This window comes from Burkholderia sp. PU8-34, from assembly GCF_053427725.1.
The window spans coordinates 34,102-53,894 of the sequence record NZ_JBSAXC010000011.1; the positions used below are offsets into that span (position 1 = coordinate 34,102).

13 protein-coding genes are annotated in these 19,793 nt (G+C 66.0%); 11 read left to right on the top strand and 2 right to left on the bottom strand.

Translation table 11 applies throughout. The features are described 5' to 3' along the window. Nucleotides 1-323 precede the first annotated feature (323 nt). The 7 genes from ACV22Z_RS24040 (at nt 324) to glaH (ending at nt 10,456) form a co-directional block, all read left to right on the top strand. Nucleotides 324-1,910: an inorganic phosphate transporter gene (locus tag ACV22Z_RS24040; RefSeq protein WP_448078777.1), complete on the top strand. Its 1,587-nt coding sequence runs from the start codon at nt 324-326 to the stop codon at nt 1,908-1,910. Nucleotides 1,911-2,126: 216 nt separating this feature from the next. Further along, nucleotides 2,127-3,878: an ABC transporter permease gene (locus tag ACV22Z_RS24045; protein ID WP_448078778.1), complete on the top strand. Its 1,752-nt coding sequence runs from the start codon at nt 2,127-2,129 to the stop codon at nt 3,876-3,878. A gap of 58 nt (nt 3,879-3,936) precedes the next feature. Further along, on the top strand, nt 3,937-5,277 hold the full coding sequence (locus ACV22Z_RS24050; protein ID WP_448078779.1) for an ABC transporter ATP-binding protein: 1,341 nt from the start codon (nt 3,937-3,939) through the stop codon (nt 5,275-5,277). A 394-nt stretch (nt 5,278-5,671) separates the two neighbouring features. Then, entirely contained in the window at nt 5,672-6,541 is an 870-nt protein-coding gene (gene ppk2 / locus ACV22Z_RS24055; protein ID WP_448078929.1) for a polyphosphate kinase 2, read from the top strand. Nucleotides 6,542-7,284: 743 nt separating this feature from the next. Further along, nucleotides 7,285-8,670 (top strand): NCS2 family permease, encoded by a 1,386-nt coding sequence (locus ACV22Z_RS24060; protein WP_448078780.1) that lies wholly within the window; start codon nt 7,285-7,287, stop codon nt 8,668-8,670. Between the two features lie 326 nt (nt 8,671-8,996). Next, nucleotides 8,997-9,380, top strand: coding sequence for a DUF4377 domain-containing protein (locus tag ACV22Z_RS24065; protein WP_448078781.1), 384 nt, complete (start codon nt 8,997-8,999; stop codon nt 9,378-9,380). Between the two features lie 131 nt (nt 9,381-9,511). After that, the gene (glaH, locus tag ACV22Z_RS24070; protein WP_448078782.1) at nt 9,512-10,456 is read left to right on the top strand and encodes a glutarate dioxygenase GlaH; all 945 of its coding nucleotides are present in this window, start codon (nt 9,512-9,514) and stop codon (nt 10,454-10,456) included. Between the two features lie 107 nt (nt 10,457-10,563). On the opposite strand, the gene ACV22Z_RS24075 is transcribed toward glaH, so the two are convergent. Beyond that, a complete protein-coding gene (locus ACV22Z_RS24075; RefSeq protein WP_448078783.1) occupies nt 10,564-11,463 on the bottom strand; it encodes a LysR substrate-binding domain-containing protein in 900 nt (299 codons plus the stop codon). A 325-nt stretch (nt 11,464-11,788) separates the two neighbouring features. Here ACV22Z_RS24075 and capB point away from each other — a divergent pair, with 325 nt between their 5' ends. The 4 genes from capB to ACV22Z_RS24095 all read left to right on the top strand — a co-directional run bounded on the left by capB (nt 11,789) and on the right by ACV22Z_RS24095 (nt 18,333). Then, the gene (gene capB, locus ACV22Z_RS24080; RefSeq protein ID WP_448078784.1) at nt 11,789-13,555 is read left to right on the top strand and encodes a caprolactamase subunit beta; all 1,767 of its coding nucleotides are present in this window, start codon (nt 11,789-11,791) and stop codon (nt 13,553-13,555) included. 9 nt (nt 13,556-13,564) lie between these two features. Then, nucleotides 13,565-15,664: a caprolactamase subunit alpha gene (gene capA / locus ACV22Z_RS24085; protein ID WP_448078785.1), complete on the top strand. Its 2,100-nt coding sequence runs from the start codon at nt 13,565-13,567 to the stop codon at nt 15,662-15,664. Between the two features lie 125 nt (nt 15,665-15,789). Continuing rightward, nucleotides 15,790-17,148: a purine-cytosine permease family protein gene (locus ACV22Z_RS24090; RefSeq protein ID WP_448078786.1), complete on the top strand. Its 1,359-nt coding sequence runs from the start codon at nt 15,790-15,792 to the stop codon at nt 17,146-17,148. Nucleotides 17,149-17,196: 48 nt separating this feature from the next. Next, entirely contained in the window at nt 17,197-18,333 is a 1,137-nt protein-coding gene (locus tag ACV22Z_RS24095; protein WP_448078787.1) for a porin, read from the top strand. Between the two features lie 42 nt (nt 18,334-18,375). Here ACV22Z_RS24095 and ACV22Z_RS24100 read toward each other — a convergent pair whose 3' ends face one another. After that, nucleotides 18,376-19,767, bottom strand: coding sequence for an aminotransferase-like domain-containing protein (locus tag ACV22Z_RS24100; RefSeq protein WP_448078788.1), 1,392 nt, complete (start codon nt 19,765-19,767; stop codon nt 18,376-18,378). Between the last annotated feature and the right edge of the window lie 26 nt (nt 19,768-19,793).

The following is a 19,793-nucleotide window of genomic DNA, read 5'->3' on the forward strand; positions in this document are numbered from 1 at the left end:
TTGTTTTTATTGCTTCGTATTACGCAGGCGGGCTTTGGCCGCTGACAGCGACTTATCGTCTGAACACGTGAGAATGCTCAGGTTTTCATGCTGCAGTGCAAGTTGATGTCGGCAGGCCGTATGCATGAATCGGCATGGGTCATGCGCGAAACGCAACGCGCGAAAGGTTAATGAAAGTATTTTGCGCAGATCCTGCGGAATGAAACGTCGGGTATTAATAATGGCGAAATACTCCATCATTTTTTTTTGATGCGAATTAACGTGACGGTCACAGGCGAGTCGTATAGTCTTCGTTCCGTGCCAGATTCCTTGTCAATTCGACCATGTCCGATCCGTTCGCCGCGCAAGTCAGCGTGTCCGGCAGCCGTATACGCAACCTTGGCTTTGCCGTCTTCCTGATCCTCCTCGTCGCAGGCGCAATCTTCGTCATTACCCAGCTCGCATCGGATCTCGACACGGTTGTCGAGCGTTCTGCGTTTCCTTACTTCCTGCTCGGCATCGCACTCGTGATCGCGCTCGGTTTCGAGTTCGTGAACGGGTTCCACGACACGGCCAACGCGGTCGCAACCGTGATCTATACGCGCTCGCTCGCGCCGCACCTGGCGGTCATCTGGTCGGGCGCATGGAATTTCCTCGGCGTGCTGACGTCGAGCGGCGCCGTGGCGTTCGGCATCCTGCAGCTGCTGCCCGTCGAGCTGATCCTGCAGGTCGGCAGCGGCGCCGGCTTCGCGATGGTGTTCGCGCTGCTGATCGCGGCGGTCGTGTGGAACCTCGCGACCTGGTATTTCGGCCTGCCGTCGTCGAGCTCGCACACGCTCGTCGGCTCGATCATCGGGGTCGGACTGATGAACCAGTTCCTCAGCGGCCCGTCCGGCACGAGCGGCGTCGACTGGAACCAGGCGATGGGCGTCGGCAAGGCGCTGCTGTTCTCGCCGATCATCGGTTTCCTGCTGTCCGCGCTGCTGTTGCTGATCCTGAAGGCGGTCGTGCGCGTGCCGGCGCTCTACGAGGAACCCAAGAAGAACACGCCGCCGCCGTTCTGGATTCGCGCGCTGCTGATCCTGACCTGCACCGGCGTGTCGTTTGCCCACGGCTCGAACGACGGGCAAAAGGGCATGGGTCTCATCATGCTGATCCTGATCGGCGTGATGCCGACCGCCTACGCGCTCAACAAGGCCGTCACGACCGAGCAGACCGGCACGTTCGTCGCTGTGGCGCGCCATGCGTCGGCGACGCTCGCGAAATACGACGACTCGCAGGCCCGCCCCGCCGACGCGCGCGGCGAAGTCGAGACGTATGTGCGCACCCGCCAGATGACGCCGGCGACGCTGCCCGCGCTGCGCGAGCTGGTCGACGGGATCGCCGGACAGGTGGGCGTATCGGGCTCGATTTCCGCGGTGCCGCAAAACCAGGTCGGCAACGTGCGCAACGACATGTACGTGGCCTCCGAGGCAATCCGGCTGATGGAGAAGGCGAAGGCGCCGGCGTTCTCCGCCGAGGACGCGGGCGTCATCGACGCATTCAGGAAGCAACTGGACCATGCGACCAAGTTCATCCCGACCTGGGTGAAGGTTGCGGTGGCCATCGCGCTGGGCCTCGGCACGATGGTCGGCTGGAAGCGCATCGTCGTGACCGTCGGCGAGAAAATCGGCAAGTCGCACCTGACCTACGGCCAGGGCGCGTCGGCCGAGGCGGTCGCGATGCTGACGATCGGCATGGCGGACGCCTATGGGCTGCCGGTGTCGACGACCCACGTGCTGACGTCCGGCGTGGCCGGCACGATGACGGCCAACGGCTCGGGCCTGCGCTGGAGCACGGTGCGCAATCTGGTGCTCGCGTGGGTGCTGACGCTGCCGGCGTCGATCGCGTTGTCGGCGTGCCTGTACTGGCTGCTGCACCGGGTGTTCTGACGACGCAGGCCCGGGCTGCCGTCCGCCGGTCACAGCACCGGACGCCGTGACGCGCAGCGCCGGCCGGAACGCCGCCGCCGGCACCGCGCCGCGCGGGTTCCGCGTCGCCGACACGGACAATGAAGCGGTGCATGAATACCGGGCAAGGCCGGGCGCGGCCGGTTGTCGCCGCATGCGGCCGGCCTGCTCAAACTCTCTCGACGGAGAACGTCCCTGATGGATTTCAGCTTTGACCCGAGTCGCACCGCGAATGCGTCGGCGTGGCGCGTCCTGCCCAACCGCTGGGACTTCATCGCCTTTCCGCTGATCGTCTGCCTGATCGCGATGGCGGCGATCGGCTTCCATCAAACGCTGGCCCCGATTTCGACGCTGAAGACCCAGGCGATCTCGCTCGATCCGTCGAACCTGCCCGAATATGCGCTGCGCACGACGCTGCGGATGCTCGCCGCGATGATCGCGTCGCTTGTCTTCACGCTCGTGTACGGCACGCTCGCCGCGAAGAGCCGCCGGGCCGGCATGGTGCTCGTGCCGATTCTCGACATCCTGCAGTCGGTGCCGGTGCTCGGCTACATCTCGTTTACGGTCACGTTCTTCCTCGCGCTGTTCCCGGGCCGCGTGCTCGGCGCCGAGCTGGCCGCGATCTTCGCGATCTTCACGAGTCAGGCGTGGAACATGACGTTCAGCTTCTACCAGTCGCTGCGCACGGTGCCGCGCGACCTCGGCGAGGTGTCGCGCGGTTTCCACCTGACCGGCTGGCAGCGTTTCTGGAAGCTCGAGGTGCCGTTCTCGATGCCGGGCCTGATCTGGAACATGATGATGTCGATGTCGGGCGGCTGGTTCTTCGTCGTCGCGTCCGAGGCGATCACGGTCGGCAACAACACGATCACGCTGCCGGGCATCGGCGCGTATCTCGCGCAGGCGATCTCCGACAAGAACCTCGGCGCGGTCGGCTGGGTGATCCTCGCGATGACGGTCGTGATCCTCGCTTACGACCAGCTGCTGTTCCGCCCGCTCGTCGCGTGGGCCGACAAGTTCCGGATGGAAAACACGAGCTCGGGCGACGCGCCCGAGTCGTGGCTGCTCGACGTGTTGCGCCGCACGCAACTGATCCACCGCGCGCTCGTGCCGATGGGATGGATGCTGTCGCGGGCCGCGCGCGCACCGATGCGCATGCCGGCGCTCGGGGGCGGCGGATGGGCGGGCGCGCAACGCGAGAAGGCGTCGCGTGTCGGCGATATCGTCTGGGGCATCGCGGTGATCCTGCTGACCGTGTACGTCGTCTGGCGCGTGGTCGCCTACGTGCGCACCGGCGTCACGCTCGACGAAGTCGGGCACGTGTTCGTGCTCGGGCTGATCACGCTGGTCCGCGTTACGGTGCTGATTGCGGTCGCGTCGGTGATCTGGGTGCCGATCGGCGTGCTGATCGGGCTGCGCCCCGCGCTGGCGGAGAAGGTGCAACCGCTTGCACAGTTCCTGGCCGCGTTCCCGGCGAACCTGCTGTTCCCGGTGTTCGTCATCGTGATCGTGAAATTCCACCTGAACGCGGACTTCTGGCTGTCGCCGCTGATCGTGCTCGGCACGCAGTGGTACATCCTGTTCAACGTGATCGCCGGCGCAACCGCGTATCCGAACGACTACAAGGAAGTGACCGCCAACTTCCGCATCCGCGGCCGGCAATGGTGGCGCCAGGCGATGCTGCCGGGCATCTTCCCGTATTACGTGACGGGTGCGATCACCGCGTCGGGCGGCGCGTGGAACGCGAGCATCGTGTCCGAAGCCGTGCAGTGGGGCGATACCAAGGTCACCGCGCACGGCCTCGGCGCGTATATCGCGCAGACGACGGCCGCCGGCGACTTCCCGAAGATCATCCTCGGCATCGCCGTGATGTCCCTGTTCGTGACCTTGTTCAACCGCGTGCTGTGGCGCCCGCTGTATGCGTATGCCGAGTCGAAGCTGCGAGTCGACTGACCCTGATTCAACGCTCGATCGAGTGCGCGATCGAGAGCCTTATCAAGAGCAAAACGCGATGCAAAACCCGAATACTGTCAGCGCCCCCACCCAGACGCAGCCGGCTCCCCCGAAGCTCGGCGACGAGATCCTGCGCGTCGACGACGTCAGCCGCGGCTTCAACAAGACGCAGGGCGAACTGCTCGTGCTCGACGGCGCGAACCTGTCGCTGCGCGAAGGCGAGATCGTCGGGCTGCTCGGCCGTTCCGGCTCGGGCAAGTCGACGCTGCTGCGGATCATCGCCGGCCTGATCGAGCCGACGGGCGGCGAGGTGAGCTATCTCGGCAAGCCGCTGCGCGGCCCGGCCGAAGGCGTCGCGATGGTGTTCCAGACCTTCGCGCTGTTCCCGTGGCTCACCGTGCTGCAGAACGTGGAAGCCGGCCTCGAGGCGCTCGGCGTCGACGCAAACCGGCGGCGCGAACGTGCGCTCGCGGCAATCGACCTGATCGGTCTCGACGGCTTCGAGAACGCGTATCCGCGCGAGCTGTCGGGCGGCATGCGCCAGCGCGTCGGCTTCGCGCGCGCGCTCGTCGTCGATCCGACGATCCTGCTGATGGACGAGCCGTTCTCGGCGCTCGACGTGCTGACCGCCGAGACGCTGCGTACCGACCTGCTCGACCTGTGGACGCAGGGCCGCATGCCGATCAAGTCGGTGCTGATCGTCACGCACAACATCGAGGAAGCGGTGTTCATGTGCGACCGGATCCTCGTGCTGTCGTCGAACCCGGGGCGCGTGATCGCCGAGATCAAGGTGCCGTTCAAGCACCCGCGCAACCGTCTCGACCCGGCATTCCGCAAGCTGGTCGACGATATCTACGCAAAGATGACCACGCGCCAGACCGGCGAGGCGACGAAGAAGGGGCTCGAGCTCGGCAGCTGGCTGCCGCGGGTGTCGACCAACCTGATGGCCGGCCTGATCGAGACGCTTGTGATGGCGCCGTACCACGGCCGCGCGGACATGCCGGAAATCGCGCGCACGCTGCATCTCGAGGTCGACGACCTGTTCCCGATCGCCGAAGTGCTGCAGTATCTCGGCTTCGCGGACGTGCGGGAAGGCGATGTATTCCTGACGCCGCCGGGGCGCGTGTTCGCCGAGTTCGGCACGCAGGAGCGCAAGCTGATGTTCGCGGACCATCTGCTGAAGCACGTGCCGCTCGCCGCGCGGATCAGGAAGGTGCTCGACGAGCGGCCGGGCCATCGCGCGCCGCGCGTGCGTTTCGAGCAGGAGCTGGAGGATTTCCTGTCCGACGACGTTGCCGAGGAAACGCTCGATGCGGTGATCGACTGGGGCCGTTACGGCGAGGTCTTCTCGTACAACGACAAGACCGAGATCTTCAGTCTTGCCGATGTCGAAGCCTGATCGTTTCATTCGCCGAACACGCAGGAATCGCACGGGAAAAGCGCAGGTGGTCGGACGATTGGCCCGCATTGCGCGGATGCGCCGGCTCGAAAGGGCTGGCCGCAGCCGGCGGCCGCGCTTGCGCGACGGGATGTTTCGAGCGCTGTTTCGTTGCATCATTGCCGCATGTCTGTGGCCTGTTCGACCGGCGATGCGGGCCTTCGCCCGAGCGACGCCCGCCGTTGCGCAACGCGCGCCGATCGATCAGCTCGCACTGCCGGATCGCACCGGCGGTGCACCGATCTCGCGTGTGCCGGTTTCCGGCGCACGCTTATCCAATGGCAATACGGGGACTCCCATGAAAGAAGCGCTTCCGACCCACGACGCCGATCCCGACCTGGATCGCTATCAGCGCATGCAAGCGGAGCTGATCGACAGTCTGGACGAGGAATTCGAGCTGGAACTCGACGACCGGCGATTCGAAACCGGCACCGCAGCCGACGGCGACCGGCGCGCGGAACGCCAGCGCTACTTCCGCGAGCTGCTGCGCTTGCAGGGGGAGCTGGTGAAGCTGCAGGACTGGGTGGTGAATTCCGGCCACCGGCTGGTCGTGATTTTCGAGGGCCGGGATGCGGCGGGCAAGGGCGGGGTCATCAAGCGCATCACGCAGCGGCTGAACCCTCGCGTGTGCCGCGTGGCGGCGCTGCCCGCCCCGACGACGCGCGAACGCACGCAATGGTATTTCCAACGCTATGTGGCCCATCTTCCGGCCGCCGGCGAAATCGTGCTGTTCGACCGGAGCTGGTATAACCGCGCCGGCGTCGAGCGCGTGATGGGATTCTGCACCGACGACGAATACGAGGAGTTCTTCCGGTCGGTGCCCGAGTTCGAAAAAATGCTCGTGAGAAGCGGCATCCAGATCGTCAAGTACTGGTTCTCGGTGTCGGACGACGAACAGGAGCTGCGTTTCCAGAGCCGCATCGACGATCCGCTGAAACAGTGGAAGCTGAGCCCGATGGATCTCGAGAGCCGCCGGCGCTGGGAAGCGTACACGCAGGCGAAGGAAGTGATGCTCGAGCGGTCGCACATCCCGGAATCGCGCTGGTGGGTCGTGCGGGCCGACGACAAGAAGACGGCCCGCCTCAACTGCATCCGGCATCTGCTGGGGCAGGTGCCGTATCACGACGTCGACCATTCGGCGGTCGTGCTGCCCGATCGCGTGCACCACGAAGACTACATCCGCCATCCGGTGCCGGAAGACATGTACGTTCCGGACGTCTACTAGGAAGCGTTAAATGGCGACGGACGGGGCCGCGCCGTGCCGGCCCCGCCTGGCAGCGGCCGCAGCCGCGGTCGCAGTCGCAGTCGCAGTCGCAGTCGCCGCCGCCGCCGCCGCCGCCGCCGCTGCTGCCGCAGCAGCAGGCGCCACCGCAGTCGCCGCAGTCGCCGCAGTCGCAGCCGCACCGACGACGCCTGGCCGTTTTGATTTCGCCGCCCCGGGCGTTAACCTCCTACCTTTGGCAAAATCGGCCGAAGTGGCCAGGTCCGGCCCGGCGCGCCCGATCGCGCGGCGCCGCGCGCAATAGCACGGAAATCGCAAGGACGTTGCAAACCGCCGCCGCCGTCACGGCCGAATTCGCGTCGCCCGATCCGGCACTCGAATAGTCGTCTTAACGAAACCGAACTAGGCGTATACACGCGGTTCACGACGCGAAAACCCCCGTTTCAAGCCGATATAAGCGCTATGACATGCGCTGCATGCTCGTCGCCCGATAGGACGTGATGTTCTGTTCGCCTACCCTTCGCTTCGGCAAAGTTCAGATGGCGGGGCCGATACGCAGCGGCCGCTACCAAGCACGTTGAATCGCACAGACCTTCGCACAAGACAAGGCAGCCCACGATTCTGGACCGACGAGACGCATCGCGGCTCGCCCGTCACCACGACGTTGCCAAACCTATCTAGAGACGAGACAAACCTGACGACGGCCCGACGCGGCTGTTTCAGCATGCTGATAAAGGAGCAAGCTCATGAGTGATACCCCGGTGCAGCCGGTCGCCGGCGTCGGCGCGGAGGCGGACTTCGGTGCCAAGGGCGCCATCGATCGATATTTCGGGATTTCCCTGCGCGGCAGCACGCAGCGCAGGGAAGTCGTCGCGGGTATCACCACATTCCTGGCGATGGTCTATTCGGTGTTCGTCGTGCCCGGCATGTTCGGCAAAGCCGGGTTCGACACGAGCGCGGTATTCGTCGCCGTCTGCCTGACGACGGCGTTCGGCTCGCTGCTGATGGGCCTGTGGGCGAAGCTGCCGATCGCGATCGGCTGCGCGATCTCGCTGACCGCGTTCACCGCCTTCGGCCTCGTGCTCGGCAAGGGCCTGCCTCCGGCGGTCGCGCTCGGCGCGGTGTTCCTGATGGGGCTCGTGTTCACCGGCATCTCCGTCACCGGCGTGCGCTCGTGGATCCTGCGCAACCTGCCGACGGGCGTCGCGCACGGCACGGGGATCGGCATCGGCCTGTTCCTGCTGCTGATCGCGTCGAACGACGTCGGCCTCGTGGTCAAGAACCCGGGCGCCGGCCTGCCGGTGTCGCTCGGCCACATCACCGCGCTGCCGGTGATCATGTCGGTGATCGGCCTCGCGGCGATCTTCGGGCTCGAACGGCGCCGCGTGCCGGGCGGGATCCTGCTCGTCGTGATCGCGATCTCCGTGTTCGGCCTCGCGTTCGACCCGGACGTGAAGTACCACGGCGTGTTCGCGCTGCCGTCGCTGAGTGCGCCGGGGCATGCATCGCTGATCGGTGCGATGGACATCAAGGGCGCACTGTCGGTGGCCGTGCTGCCGAGCGTGCTCGCGCTCGTGATGACCGCCGTGTTCGACGCGACCGGCACGATTCGCGCCGTCGCGGGGCAGGCGGGCCTGCTCGACGAGAACGGCCGCATCATCAACGGCGGCCGCGCGCTGACCGCGGATTCGGTCAGCTCGATCTTCTCCGGCTTCCTCGGCGGCGCGCCGGCGGCGGCCTACATCGAATCGAGCGTCGGCGTGGCCGCGGGCGCGAAGACGGGCCTTGCCGCCGCGGTGGTCGGCCTGCTGTTCCTCGTCGTGATGTTCCTGTCGCCGCTCGCGGCGCTCGTGCCGTCTTATGCGACCGCGCCCGCGCTGATGTACGTCGGCCTGCTGATGCTGAGCAGCGTGAGCAAGCTGCACATGGACGACATGGTCGACGCGATGTCGGGCCTCGTGTGCGCCGTGTTCATCGTGCTGACCGCGAACATCGTGACGGGCATCATGCTCGGCTTCTCGACGCTCGTGATCGGGCGCATCGCCAGCGGCGAATTCCGCAAGCTCAACGTCGGCACGGTGGCCATTGCGGCCGTGCTCGTCGTGTTCTACCTCGGCGGCTGGGCGATCTGACGAAACCCGTTGCGCGCTGCCGCGGACAGGGCCGCGGCAGCGCATCGAGAGGACGTTGTCTCCTCCATCATCATCGTTGATGGTCTCCGGCCTGGAAGCGCGAGTTTCCAGGCTCTTTTTGTTTGCGGCCGGCGTCGCGGAGACGGGGGCGAATCCGGTCGTCCCGTTCCGTTCGGGACAAAGGAGGCCGGGTTGCTGATTCACGCGACACGCAAGCGCCGGCTGCCGTAGCATGGGGCGCTTGCGAACGTGCCGCCTCCGGCGCACGGAACCTGCGAGCACGCAGGCGGTCACACGTCTCTTTCAAAATGCAAGGGAGTCTCTGGATGAAGCGAACGGTTCGGGCATGGATGCTGACGGCGGGGTTCGCGAGCTTGGCCGTGCTCGCTGCGTGCGAAACGAATGGGGGTAACCTGCCGGCGTCGAGCGCGCAGCAGGCCGGCGGCCAGCCGGTCGCGAAAACGATCTACGTCGCGCCGCAGAAGGCGCGCTGCGTCGGCGTCGCGCCGATGGAATGCCTGCGGGTGAAGGATCGGCCGGACGCGGACTGGAGCTTCTGGTACGCGGGCATCGAAGGGTTCGATTTCCAGCCGGGCTTCCTCTACGTGCTCGAGATCGACGAATACAAGGCCGCGCAGCCGCCGGCAGACGGTTCGTCGATCCGCTGGGTGCTCAAGCGCGTCGTGTCGCGCGTGCCGGCGAGCGAGTGACAGGCACCGGCATGGCGGTGTGCCGCCCGGACAATTCAGATTTTCTGAATTAAATCGCGCGGATCCGTTGTTGAGGCGCGATCGGGCGGCTTAATACAATCGTTCTCATTCGATGGTCAAAGGAGAACGACATGCATGCCACCCACATCCAATCGGTTCGGACTGCGACGGATGATCGCGCGCCGGCGCGTTTTTCGGTCGGGCGCAATCCGCATCACGCACGCATCCGACAGATCGATATCGACCGGGATGTCCTTGAACGATTCTTCGACGAAACCCGGCACGTCGACAGCCAGAATCTCGCGTATGTGCCCTACATGCGATTCGTGCTCGCGGGCAAGCTGGAGTCGCTCGTCGGTGCCGGTTTTCGGGAAACGGTGCGTGGCATTCTTCGCGACCGCACGTCGGGCAGCTTTACCGTCGGCGTGCAACGCACGACCGACAGCGAGGAAGACTACGTGAAGTTCGGCACGGCGATCGCGCATCTCGCCGGTCCGGCGAATCACGACGCGATGTCCGGCACCTACTACGCGCGCTTCGTCGTCAAGCATACGGACGACAGCGATTCGTACCTGCGTCAGGCGTATCGCCTGTTCACGCTGCATACCGACGGAACCTTCGTCGACGAACCGACCGACTGGCTGCAGATGATGAAATTCAGCGAACGCGACGCGATCGGCGGCGAATCCCGGCTGCTGCATCTGGACGACTGGGAGCGCCTGCACGAATTCAGCACGCACCCGCTTGCGTCGTACAAGTTCACGTACAAGGCGCCGCCGAGCAAGAACGTCGCGCAGGAGGTCCAGCGCAGGACCTTCTTCCCGGTCGACGGCAAGCCGGGCATCTGTTTCATCGACCAGTTCGCGTGCCCGGAGTCGATCGAGCACGCGCAATACCTGCAGGCGCTGTCGGACGCGATGGAGACGTCGCGCGGGACGGCCGCGATCCCGCTGCCCGCCGGCGATCTCGTGATGCTGAACAACCTGTTCTGGCTGCACGGCCGCGCACCGTTCGAGAAAAACGTGAACCTGCATCGCGAGCTGATGCGCATTCGCGGCGAATTTTCGCCGGTGTGACGCGCGGCGCGCGATGCCCTGTCGCCGGCCGCGATCGTATCGATCGAAATCGGCCGGCATATCGCGAACGCGGTCGATGCCACGAACCTCCCTGTCGACCCTCGCGTTCAGTCGACGCGCGCTCCGCCAAGCTCCAGCGCGATTTCGCGCAGGGAAGACACGAACGGCGACGAATCGTTGCGCCTGAACACCAGATACAGGGCTGCGTCGTCCTCGATGTCCGTCAGTGCCCGGAACGCGACGCCGGGCAACTGCATGCCGCCGATGCTCGCCGGCACGACGGCGACGCCATGCCCCGCGCCGACATGCACGAGTGCCGTGATGAAGTCCCGGGTCGGATACTCGATGTTCGGGACGAAGCCCGCCACGCGGCCGATCGCGAGCAGATGGCGGGCAAAACCCACGTCCTTGCCGAATTGCGGCGCGGTGAACTTCTCGTGCGCGAGATCCGCCGCCCGTAGCGCCTGCCTTGCCGCGAGCGGATGGCCGGCCGGCAGCGCGACCACCAGTTTTTCGCTCAGCAGGCGTATCCGGTCGGTTTCGTCAGGGTGTCCGGCGGCGGTGCGCACGATGCACGCATCGAGTTCGCGCTGCTGCAGGGACTGGATCTGCGCCGGGCTGTCGAGCAGATGCAGCCGCGCGCTGACCTCGGGATAGCGCTCGCCGTGCCGCGACAGCAGGCGCTGGACGATGCCTGCAAAGGCTGCGGACGCCACGTAGCCGATCTCCAGTGCGCCGATCTGCCCGCGCCCGGCCATCATCGCGACGCGCCGCGCATTTTCCGCCGCGGAAAGCGTTCGCTTCGCCTCCTCGAGAAACAGCATCCCGGCCGCGCACAGCGACACCGAGCGCTTCGTGCGGTTGAGCAGCCGGACGCCCAGTTCGCGTTCGAGCGCCTGGATCTGCATGCTCAGCGCGGACGGTGCGATGCCCAGCGTCTCGGCTGCGGCGCCGAAGTGCAGTTGCTCCGCGAGCGTGACGAAGTAGCGAAGTTGCTTCAGGTCCATGGCGAAGGATCGGTGGCCGGTTCGGAGTGAACGCGCGCGGCGCAGGGGCTGCCTGCCGGCGGCGCGCGACATGCTGCGCTTGATGATACCGGTGCCTCGCATGACGCTCCATGCGTATTGCACTGTATTGCTCGCGCGCCCCGTACAGGGGACGCGCCGGACCGGCGAGCCGCGTGTACGGTGCGCGCGGGCAGCACAGCACGCACCGCGCTCGTCGCCGGCTGTGCATTGTTGGCCTATTTTGGCGTTCTTAACCTGCGTGACATCGAATCCGGCCAGAGGCCGTTCGACCCTGACGCTTCAAGCGGAACCACTGGAGAACGAAATGTCACGAGATGTCGATCCGATTACATTGGCGGTCGTGCGCGGCGTGCTGGAGACGACGCAGCGCGAGATGACGATGACGCTGGAGAAGACCGCGCGATCGAGCGTGTTCAACGTCGCGCACGATTACAGCAACGCGATATTCAACGGCCGTCCCGAGATGATCCTGCAAGGCCAGGACATTCCGATCCATCTCGGCGGGCTGATTCCCGCGATGAAGGAAGTCGCGCGCTTCTTCGGCGACGATATTCACGACGGCGACGTGATCTATCACAACGACCCCGTCTACAAGGGCAGCCATATCGTCGACTGCTGCATGTACAAGCCCGTGTTTCATGACGGCGAGCTGGTGTTCTGGACCGTCTGCAAGGGACACGTCACGGACATCGGCGGCCCCGTTCCCGCGGGCTACAACCCCGATGCGCGCGAGATCTATGCGGAAGGCCTGCGCATTCCGCCCGTCAAGCTGTGGGACAAAGGCATCGAGCGCTACGACGTCGTGAACTTCATGCTGAGCAACATGCGGTCGCGGCGGGACCAGGAGGGCGATCTGAAGGCGCAGCTCGGTGCAGTCAACGTCGGCGCCCGCAACCTGATCGCGCTGCTGGACAAGTACGGCCGCGACACCGTGTGCGCTTGCATCGACGAGCTGATGGACATGGCCGACCGGCACATGCGGCAGATCATTCGTGCGGTGCCGGACGGCACGTACGAAGCGAGCGCGACGCTGGAAGATTCGGGCCACGGCTTCGGCGAGATCGAGATCAAGGCGACGGTGCGGATCGATGCCGACCATTGCCACATCGCGATCGACAGCCCGCCGCAGATTCCGTACTTCATCAATTCGTACGAAGGCAACTCGATTTCGGGGGTGTATCTCGGCCTCATGATGTTCGCGCAGCTCGATCCGCCGTACAACGAAGGGCTTTATCGCTGCGTCAGCGTCGATCTCGGGCCGAAGGGCACATTGTGCAACGCCAGCGAGCCGGCGCCGCACGTGAACTGCACGACGACGCCGATGGAAACCCTCGCCGACGCGGTGCGTCTGGCACTGGAGCAGGCACAAGGCGAACGCGCAGTCGGCTCGTGGGGCCATTCGAGCGGCGTCAACATCGCGGGGCACGACCAGCGCACCGGCGACGAGTACGTGACGATGGTGCTCGCGTCGCTCGTTTCGGGAGCGGGCGCGACGGCATACATGGACGGCTGGCATGCATGCGGCCCGCAGTGCTGCTTCGGCGCGCTCTACTCGGGCGATATCGAGACGCTCGAGTACTCGTATCCGATCCTGATCCATCGCTACGGCCTCGTGACCGACAGCGCGGGCGCGGGCGAATTCCGCGGCGGCAGCGGCACGGTGTGGGAGGTCGAGCCGATCGGGCACGAGATGACCGTCGTCAGCTTCGGGGAAGGACGCAAGCTGCCCGCGATCGGCGCGAACGGCGCGGTGAGCGCGCAGCCCGAACGCAAGCTCGGGCGCGTCGAACTGAAGCGGCACGGCAAGGTGATCGAAACGCATCGCGACAACGCGGTCATGACGGTGCGCGACGGCTATTCGCTCGCGACCTACAACCCCGGCGGAGGCGGCTGGGGCGAGCCGCTGCGGCGCGATCCGGAGCGCGTGCGCGCCGACGTGCTGAACGGCATCGTGTCGATCGATGCCGCCCGCGCGGAATACGGCGTCGTGCTCGATCCCGAAACCCTGCGCGTGAATCGCGCCGCGACCGACGCGCTGCGCGCGGCCCGTCCGTCATCGAACCACCACTGAGGAAAGACAATGAACAGCAAGCAATATCGGCTCGGCGTGGACGCGGGCGGCACCTTCACCGACTTCGTGCTGGCAGACGGCGACGGCCAGATGCGGCTTTTCAAGGCGACCTCGACGCCGGAGGACGGCACGCGCGCGATCGCCGACGGCCTCGGGCAGATTGCCGAAGCGCTCGGCAAGCCGGTGCACGAGGTGCTGTCGAACCTCGACCTGTGCGTGAACGGCACGACCGTTGCGCTGAACGCGCTGATCCAGCACAAGGGCGTGAAGACCGGGCTGATCTGCACGGCCGGGCACGAGGACTCGCTCGAGATCCGTCTCGGGCACAAGGAAGAAGGGCATCGCTACGATGCCCGCTACCCGTCCGCGACGATGCTGGTCGAGCGGCATCTGCGCCGGCCCGTGCGCGAACGCGTGCTCGCGGACGGCACCGTCCATACGCCGCTGAACGAGGAGGACGTGCGCGACGCGTGCGAGCTGTTCCGCGCGCAACGCGTGGAGGCCGTCGCGGTCTCGTTCCTCTGGTCGGTGGCGAACGGCGTGCACGAGCGGCGCGCGGCGGAGATCGTCCGCGAGATGCTGCCGGACGTCTATGTATCGGTCGGCCTCGAAGTGTTCCCGCAGATGCGCGAGTACACGCGTACGTCGACGACCGTCGTGAACGCCTACCTCGGGCCCGTGCTCGCACGGTACGTGAACCGCATCGAGCATTTCTACGTCGATAACGGCGTGACTTCGCCGGTGCGCTTTTACCAGTCGAACGGCGGGATGGCGTCGCCGAAGGCGATGGCGTCCCGTGCCGTGAACGCGATCAACTCGGGCCCGGCGTCCGCACCGCAGGCGGCGCGCTTCGTCGCGAAGCCGTTCGGCTACCGGAACCTGATCACGGTCGACATGGGCGGCACGTCGTTCGATATCACGCTGACCAAGGACGGCGTGACGAACGTCAACAAGGACATCGATTTCCTGCGTTACCGCATCGGCACGCCGATGATCCAGGTGGAGACGCTCGGCGCCGGCGGCGGGTCGATCGCGTGGATCGACCCGATGGGACTGCTGAAGGTCGGGCCGCAGAGCGCGGGCGCGTCGCCCGGGCCCGCGTGCTACATGCGGGGTGGAACGGCGCCGACCGTCACGGATGCAAACGTCACGCTCGGCTACCTGAACCCTGTGTCGCTGCTGGGCGGGCGGGTCAGGATCGACGGCGACGCGTCGCGCCGGGCCATCGAGACGGACATCGCCGCGCCGCTCGGGTTGTGCGTCGGCAAGGCGGCGTACGGCATCTACAACATCGTCAACGTCAACATGATCAACGGGATCCGGCGCGTGTCGATCGAGCGCGGCTACGATCCGCGCGATTTCGTGCTGATCGCGGCCGGCGGCGCGACGTCGCTGCACATCGCCGCGCTGGCGCGCGAGATCGGCGTGCGGACGGTGCTCGTGCCGAAGCTCGCGTCGGGATTGTGCGCGTTCGGGCAACTGCTGTCGGACGTCAAGTACAACTACATGGCCGCATGCCCGATGCGGATCGACGAACATGCGCCGCTCGGCCGCGTCCAGCAGCAATTCGACCGGCTCGAAGCGGAGGCCATCGCGGCGCTGGAAAAGGAGGGGTTCGCGCGCGAGCGGATTCGCATCGAGCGGCAGCTCGACATGCGCTACTGCGGCCAGGTGCATGAATGCTCGGTGACGATCGGCTCGATGCCCGTCGACGCCGGCACGATCGGCGCGATCCGGAAAATGTTCGACGATCGTCACAAGGCGCTGTACACGTATGCCGAGCCGGACAGCCCGGTCGAAATCGTGAACATCGAAAGCACCGTGTACGGGCTGCTCGATCAGCCGCCGCCGCAGACGGTCCCGCGCGGCAACGGCGCGATCGAAACCGCGCTGAAATCGCGCCGCGACATGATCTTCGGCAACGGGCAGGACATCGAGACCTTCTCGTCGCCGGTCTACGACGGCACGCGCCTCGGTGCGGACGACGTCGTCGAGGGGCCGGCCGTGATCGAGGAAGTGACGACGTCGATCGTCCTGCCGCCGCAGTGGCACGCCCGTCTCGACGAAACCGGCGTGTACGTGCTGACCGACATGGCGGGGGCGCACTGACGTGATTCCGCGCGGGCCGGGCCGGCATGCCGATCCGGCCCGCAGCGGAGCGGAAGGAGATCCGGCCGTCGCGAGGCATTCGATACACACGGATCTTTTTTTATCCAATTTGATTCGGATAACGTATGGAACTGAAAGCTCATGAAGATGCGCCGGACCCCGGCTATGCGGCGACCGCCGTGCCCGTCGACGCGCGCATGCCGAAGGGGGCGTTGACGATGGCGTGGTGGGCCATCTGCAGTGCGATGTTCTGGCTGGTCGTGTCGGCGACGCTGGCCATCAACTTCGGCACGGTGAATGCGTTGATCGGGCTCGTGCTGTCGGTGTCGGTCTACAGCGTCGTCAACCGGGTGATCGTGCGCTATGCGATTTCCAGCGGGCTGTCGGTGGCACTGTTCTCGCGGATCGTATTCGGCAGCGCCGGCGCGAGCCTCGCGACGCTGATCTTCTTCGCGACGGCGATCTACTACGCGCTGTTCGAAGGCTCGGTGATCGCGATCGCGATCAACGCCTATTTCCCCGCGGTGTCGCTGCACATGGCCTACCTGGTCGTCGTGACCTACAGCGTGCTGCTGGTGTTCGGCAGCGTGCAGAACTGGCTCGACAAGTTCAACGGCGTGCTGCTGCCGTTCTACCTGGTCGGTCTCGTGGCGGCGATCGTCGCCGCGCTGTCGGGCGGCGCCGGCCTGTCGGCGTGGCTGCACCTCGGGCCGGCCGGCGGAGCGCCCGCCCACGGCTGGTGGAACTGCTTCACCGCATTCATGGGCGTATGGATCCTGATGATGTACACGTGGGACTACGCGCGTTTCGGCCGCCCTGCCGACACGCGCTACCACGCGAACGTCAATTTCGGCTGGGTGTTCTACGCGTTCACGTTCATCGTCAACGGAGTGGCGGGCATCTTTCTCGCGAGCACGGTCGCAGCATCGGGCGCGCTCAGCGAAGTATCGGTCGTGCTCGCACTGCTGAAGCTGATGGGTTTTGCGGGCCTGCTGTTCGTATGGGTCAGCCAGACGCGCATCAACACCGCGAACTTCTATCTCGCGTCGACGAACATGCATGCGTTCTTCGCGGCGGCATTCGGGCTGCGCTGGCCGAAGTTCGTCTGGTCGATCGTTGCAGGGGCGATCGTGTACGGCCTGATGCTGACCAACGTGTTCGGCTTCGTCCTTCAGGCGCTGTCGTATCAGGGCATCTTCGTCGTCGCCTGGGTGGCCATTGCGGTCACGCATGTCGTCTCCCCGCACTACGGCGCGCTGTTCGGCACTGCCGTCGAGTACCGTGCCGACCGCGTCGTCGCATTCAATCCCTGCGGCCTGACCGCCTGGTTCGCCGCTTCTGCGCTCGGCATCGCGCTGCTCGAGGCGGGCGGGACGGTCGCCACGTTCTCGTCGCCAGTTGCCGCCATCAGTGCCGCGCTGATCTACCGCGTCGCGCTGTCGGTCGCGGGCCGGCGCGCGTTCGTCCGCGACATCGCGTGCTGAGCATTCGGCGCACCGCGCGCCATCGATTCAACGACCAGGAGGAAAACCATGAAGAAACTCGCAGCAGCGGGCATGTCGCTCGCATTGATGTCGGCCGGCGCCGCGTGCGCGCAGAGCGTCGTCACGCTTTACGGCATCGTCGACCTGGGGGTCGACTACGCAAACAATGTTGCGGACGCCGCGAACGGCCGTGCAATCCCGGGGCGCAGCGGCAAGCTGGTCCAGATGCAGAGCGGCGTGCCGCTCGGCAGCCGGTGGGGCCTGCTTGGCACGGAGGATCTCGGCGGCGGTGTGCGCGCCGTGTTCCGGCTGGAGAGCGGCTTCGATGCGGCGACCGGAACGGCAGGCGGCCTCGCGTTCTCGCGCAACGCATATGTCGGCGTGGCGTCCGACCGGCTCGGCACGCTGACCTTCGGGCGCCAGTGGGACGCGAACGTCGACCTGCTCGAGCCGTTTACGCTGAACGGCCAGTACGGCGGCTGGTACTTCGCGCATCCGAACGACATGGACAATCTCGACAACGGGTTCTCGGTGCCGAACGCGATCAAGTACGTGAGCCCGACGGTCGCCGGTTTTACGTTCGAGGGGCACTATTCGCCGGGTGGACAGGCCGGCCAGTTCTCGACCGACTCGACGTTCAGCGCGGCGCTCGCTTACGGCGGCGGTGCGTTCAGTGCGGGTGTCGGCTATCTGCGCGTCAACGATCCGGCGACCGCGGTGGCCGGCTACGCGTCCGGCGGCGGCTTTGCGAACGCCGTGTACGGCGACGCGCTCGCGGCTGCGCGCAGCCAGAGCGTCATCGCAGCGGGCGCGGCCTATACGGCCGGCGCGTTCAAGCTGTCGGCGGACTTCTCGAATACGGTGTTCCGGCCGAAGGCCGGCGGCGGCAACCTGAGCTTCCAGAACTACGAGGTATCGGCGACGTACCGCGCGACCAGTGCGCTGCTGCTGGGCGGGGGCTTCACGTTCACGGCGGGGCACGACGATGCAAGCGGCAAGTCGCCGAGGTATCAGCAGCTGAACGTGATCGCGCAATACGCGCTGTCGAAGCGCACGTCGGTTTACGCGATGGCGGCAGCCCAGCATGCGTCCGGCGATGCGCCGGTGGCGCAGATCGCCGGCTTCAATCCGTCCGGCACGACGCGTCAGGTGGTGAGCCGCGTCGGCATCACGCATCAGTTCTGATGCATGCACGCCTGGCGAACGGCCGCCCGCGCGGCCGGCAGGTCAGGCGGCGGCGAGGAAATCAAACAGTGCGTCGCGCGCGCAGAATCCGACGTTGAAGCGCAGCCATGGCGTCGTTTCCTCGTCATGCGTGAACAGGTGACCCGGTGCGAGATAGATGTCGCTGTCGAGCGCTCGGCTCGACAGCGTTCGCGCGTCGTCGTGCCGCGGATGGCGAGCCCAGATGAACATCCCTTCCGGCGCGTCGCTGAACAGCACCATCCCGGCCTGCACGAGGCGGCGCCGCGCGTGGGCCTGCGCGGCGGACAGGTGGTCGCGCAGCGCTTTCAGGTGCTTGCGATGGCGCCCGTCGGTCAGCACCTGGTAGACGAAGCGCTCGCCGATCTCGGAACTCGTCAGCCCGGTTGCCATTTTCAGCTGGGTGAGATCCTCGATCAGGTCGGGATGCGCTGCGATGTAGCCGACGCGCAGGCTTGGCGAGACGGTCTTCGAGAAGCTGCCGACGTAGATCACTCGCTCGAGCTGATCCATGCTGGCGATCGGGCGCCGCGACGTGGCGTCGAGATCCGCGCAGACGTCATCCTCGACGATCAGGAAGTCATGCCGCGACGCCAGCTGCAGGATCTTGTGCGCGGTCGCGGCCGAGCAGGAGATGCCGGTCGGATTGTGCAGGCGCGGATTCGTGAAATAGGCTTTCGGCGCGTGCTCCACGAGCAGGCGGGCAAAGGCGGCGAGATCGGGGCCGGCGGGCGTGAGCGGGATGCCGACGATGTGCACGCCGAGCCGCTTCAGGTGAGCGAACAGCAGGCTGTAGCCGGGCGAATCGACGAACACCGTGTCGCCCGGCTTGATCAGGTGCTGGATCAGCAGGCTCAGCGCGTGGGCTGCGCCGTGCGTCATCAGCAGCTGGTCCGGCCGGCAATAGATTTCCTGCTGGTTGAGCCAGTCGGAGATTTTCCACCGCAACGGCAGATAGCCTTTCGGCATGCCGTATCCGCCAAGCGAACGGGTCGCCTGACCGGCCATGTTGCGCATCGTGCGCCGCAAGCCCTCTTCGTCCAGCCAGTGCGGCGGCATCCATCCGCAACCGGGATTGATTTCGGCGCCGTGGCTTTGCCAGATCCGGTTCAGCATCCACAGCGAGTCGAACGAATTGCCGTCGCGCGCCGAGGCGTCCGGCGCCAGATAGGCGGCGTGCTGGAAGCTGCGGACGAAAAAGCCCGCGTTCTGCCGCGGCACGAGGCAGCCTTCGGCGACCAGGCGGTCGTACGCATCGACGACCGTCGAGATGCTGACGCCATGCGATTCCGCGAAGCCGCGGATCGACGGCACCTTCATGCCGGACTGAAGCTTGCCATCTGCAATCAGCGTGTGGAAATGATCGACGATGCGTTGGGTCAGCGATCGCGTCGCGTCGTGAGGCAGGGCGAACATGAGGCATTCCTTTCAGTCGTGCGGGG

Coding starts and splice junctions, on each gene's coding strand:
- ACV22Z_RS24040 (WP_448078777.1), top strand. CDS start 324: ATGTCCGATCCGTTCGCCGCGCAAGTCAGCGTGTCCGGCAGCCGTATA.
- ACV22Z_RS24045 (WP_448078778.1), top strand. CDS start 2,127: ATGGATTTCAGCTTTGACCCGAGTCGCACCGCGAATGCGTCGGCGTGG.
- ACV22Z_RS24050 (WP_448078779.1), top strand. CDS start 3,937: ATGCAAAACCCGAATACTGTCAGCGCCCCCACCCAGACGCAGCCGGCT.
- ppk2 (WP_448078929.1), top strand. CDS start 5,672: ATGCAAGCGGAGCTGATCGACAGTCTGGACGAGGAATTCGAGCTGGAA.
- ACV22Z_RS24060 (WP_448078780.1), top strand. CDS start 7,285: ATGAGTGATACCCCGGTGCAGCCGGTCGCCGGCGTCGGCGCGGAGGCG.
- ACV22Z_RS24065 (WP_448078781.1), top strand. CDS start 8,997: ATGAAGCGAACGGTTCGGGCATGGATGCTGACGGCGGGGTTCGCGAGC.
- glaH (WP_448078782.1), top strand. CDS start 9,512: ATGCATGCCACCCACATCCAATCGGTTCGGACTGCGACGGATGATCGC.
- ACV22Z_RS24075 (WP_448078783.1), bottom strand. CDS start 11,463: ATGGACCTGAAGCAACTTCGCTACTTCGTCACGCTCGCGGAGCAACTG.
- capB (WP_448078784.1), top strand. CDS start 11,789: ATGTCACGAGATGTCGATCCGATTACATTGGCGGTCGTGCGCGGCGTG.
- capA (WP_448078785.1), top strand. CDS start 13,565: ATGAACAGCAAGCAATATCGGCTCGGCGTGGACGCGGGCGGCACCTTC.
- ACV22Z_RS24090 (WP_448078786.1), top strand. CDS start 15,790: ATGGAACTGAAAGCTCATGAAGATGCGCCGGACCCCGGCTATGCGGCG.
- ACV22Z_RS24095 (WP_448078787.1), top strand. CDS start 17,197: ATGAAGAAACTCGCAGCAGCGGGCATGTCGCTCGCATTGATGTCGGCC.
- ACV22Z_RS24100 (WP_448078788.1), bottom strand. CDS start 19,767: ATGTTCGCCCTGCCTCACGACGCGACGCGATCGCTGACCCAACGCATC.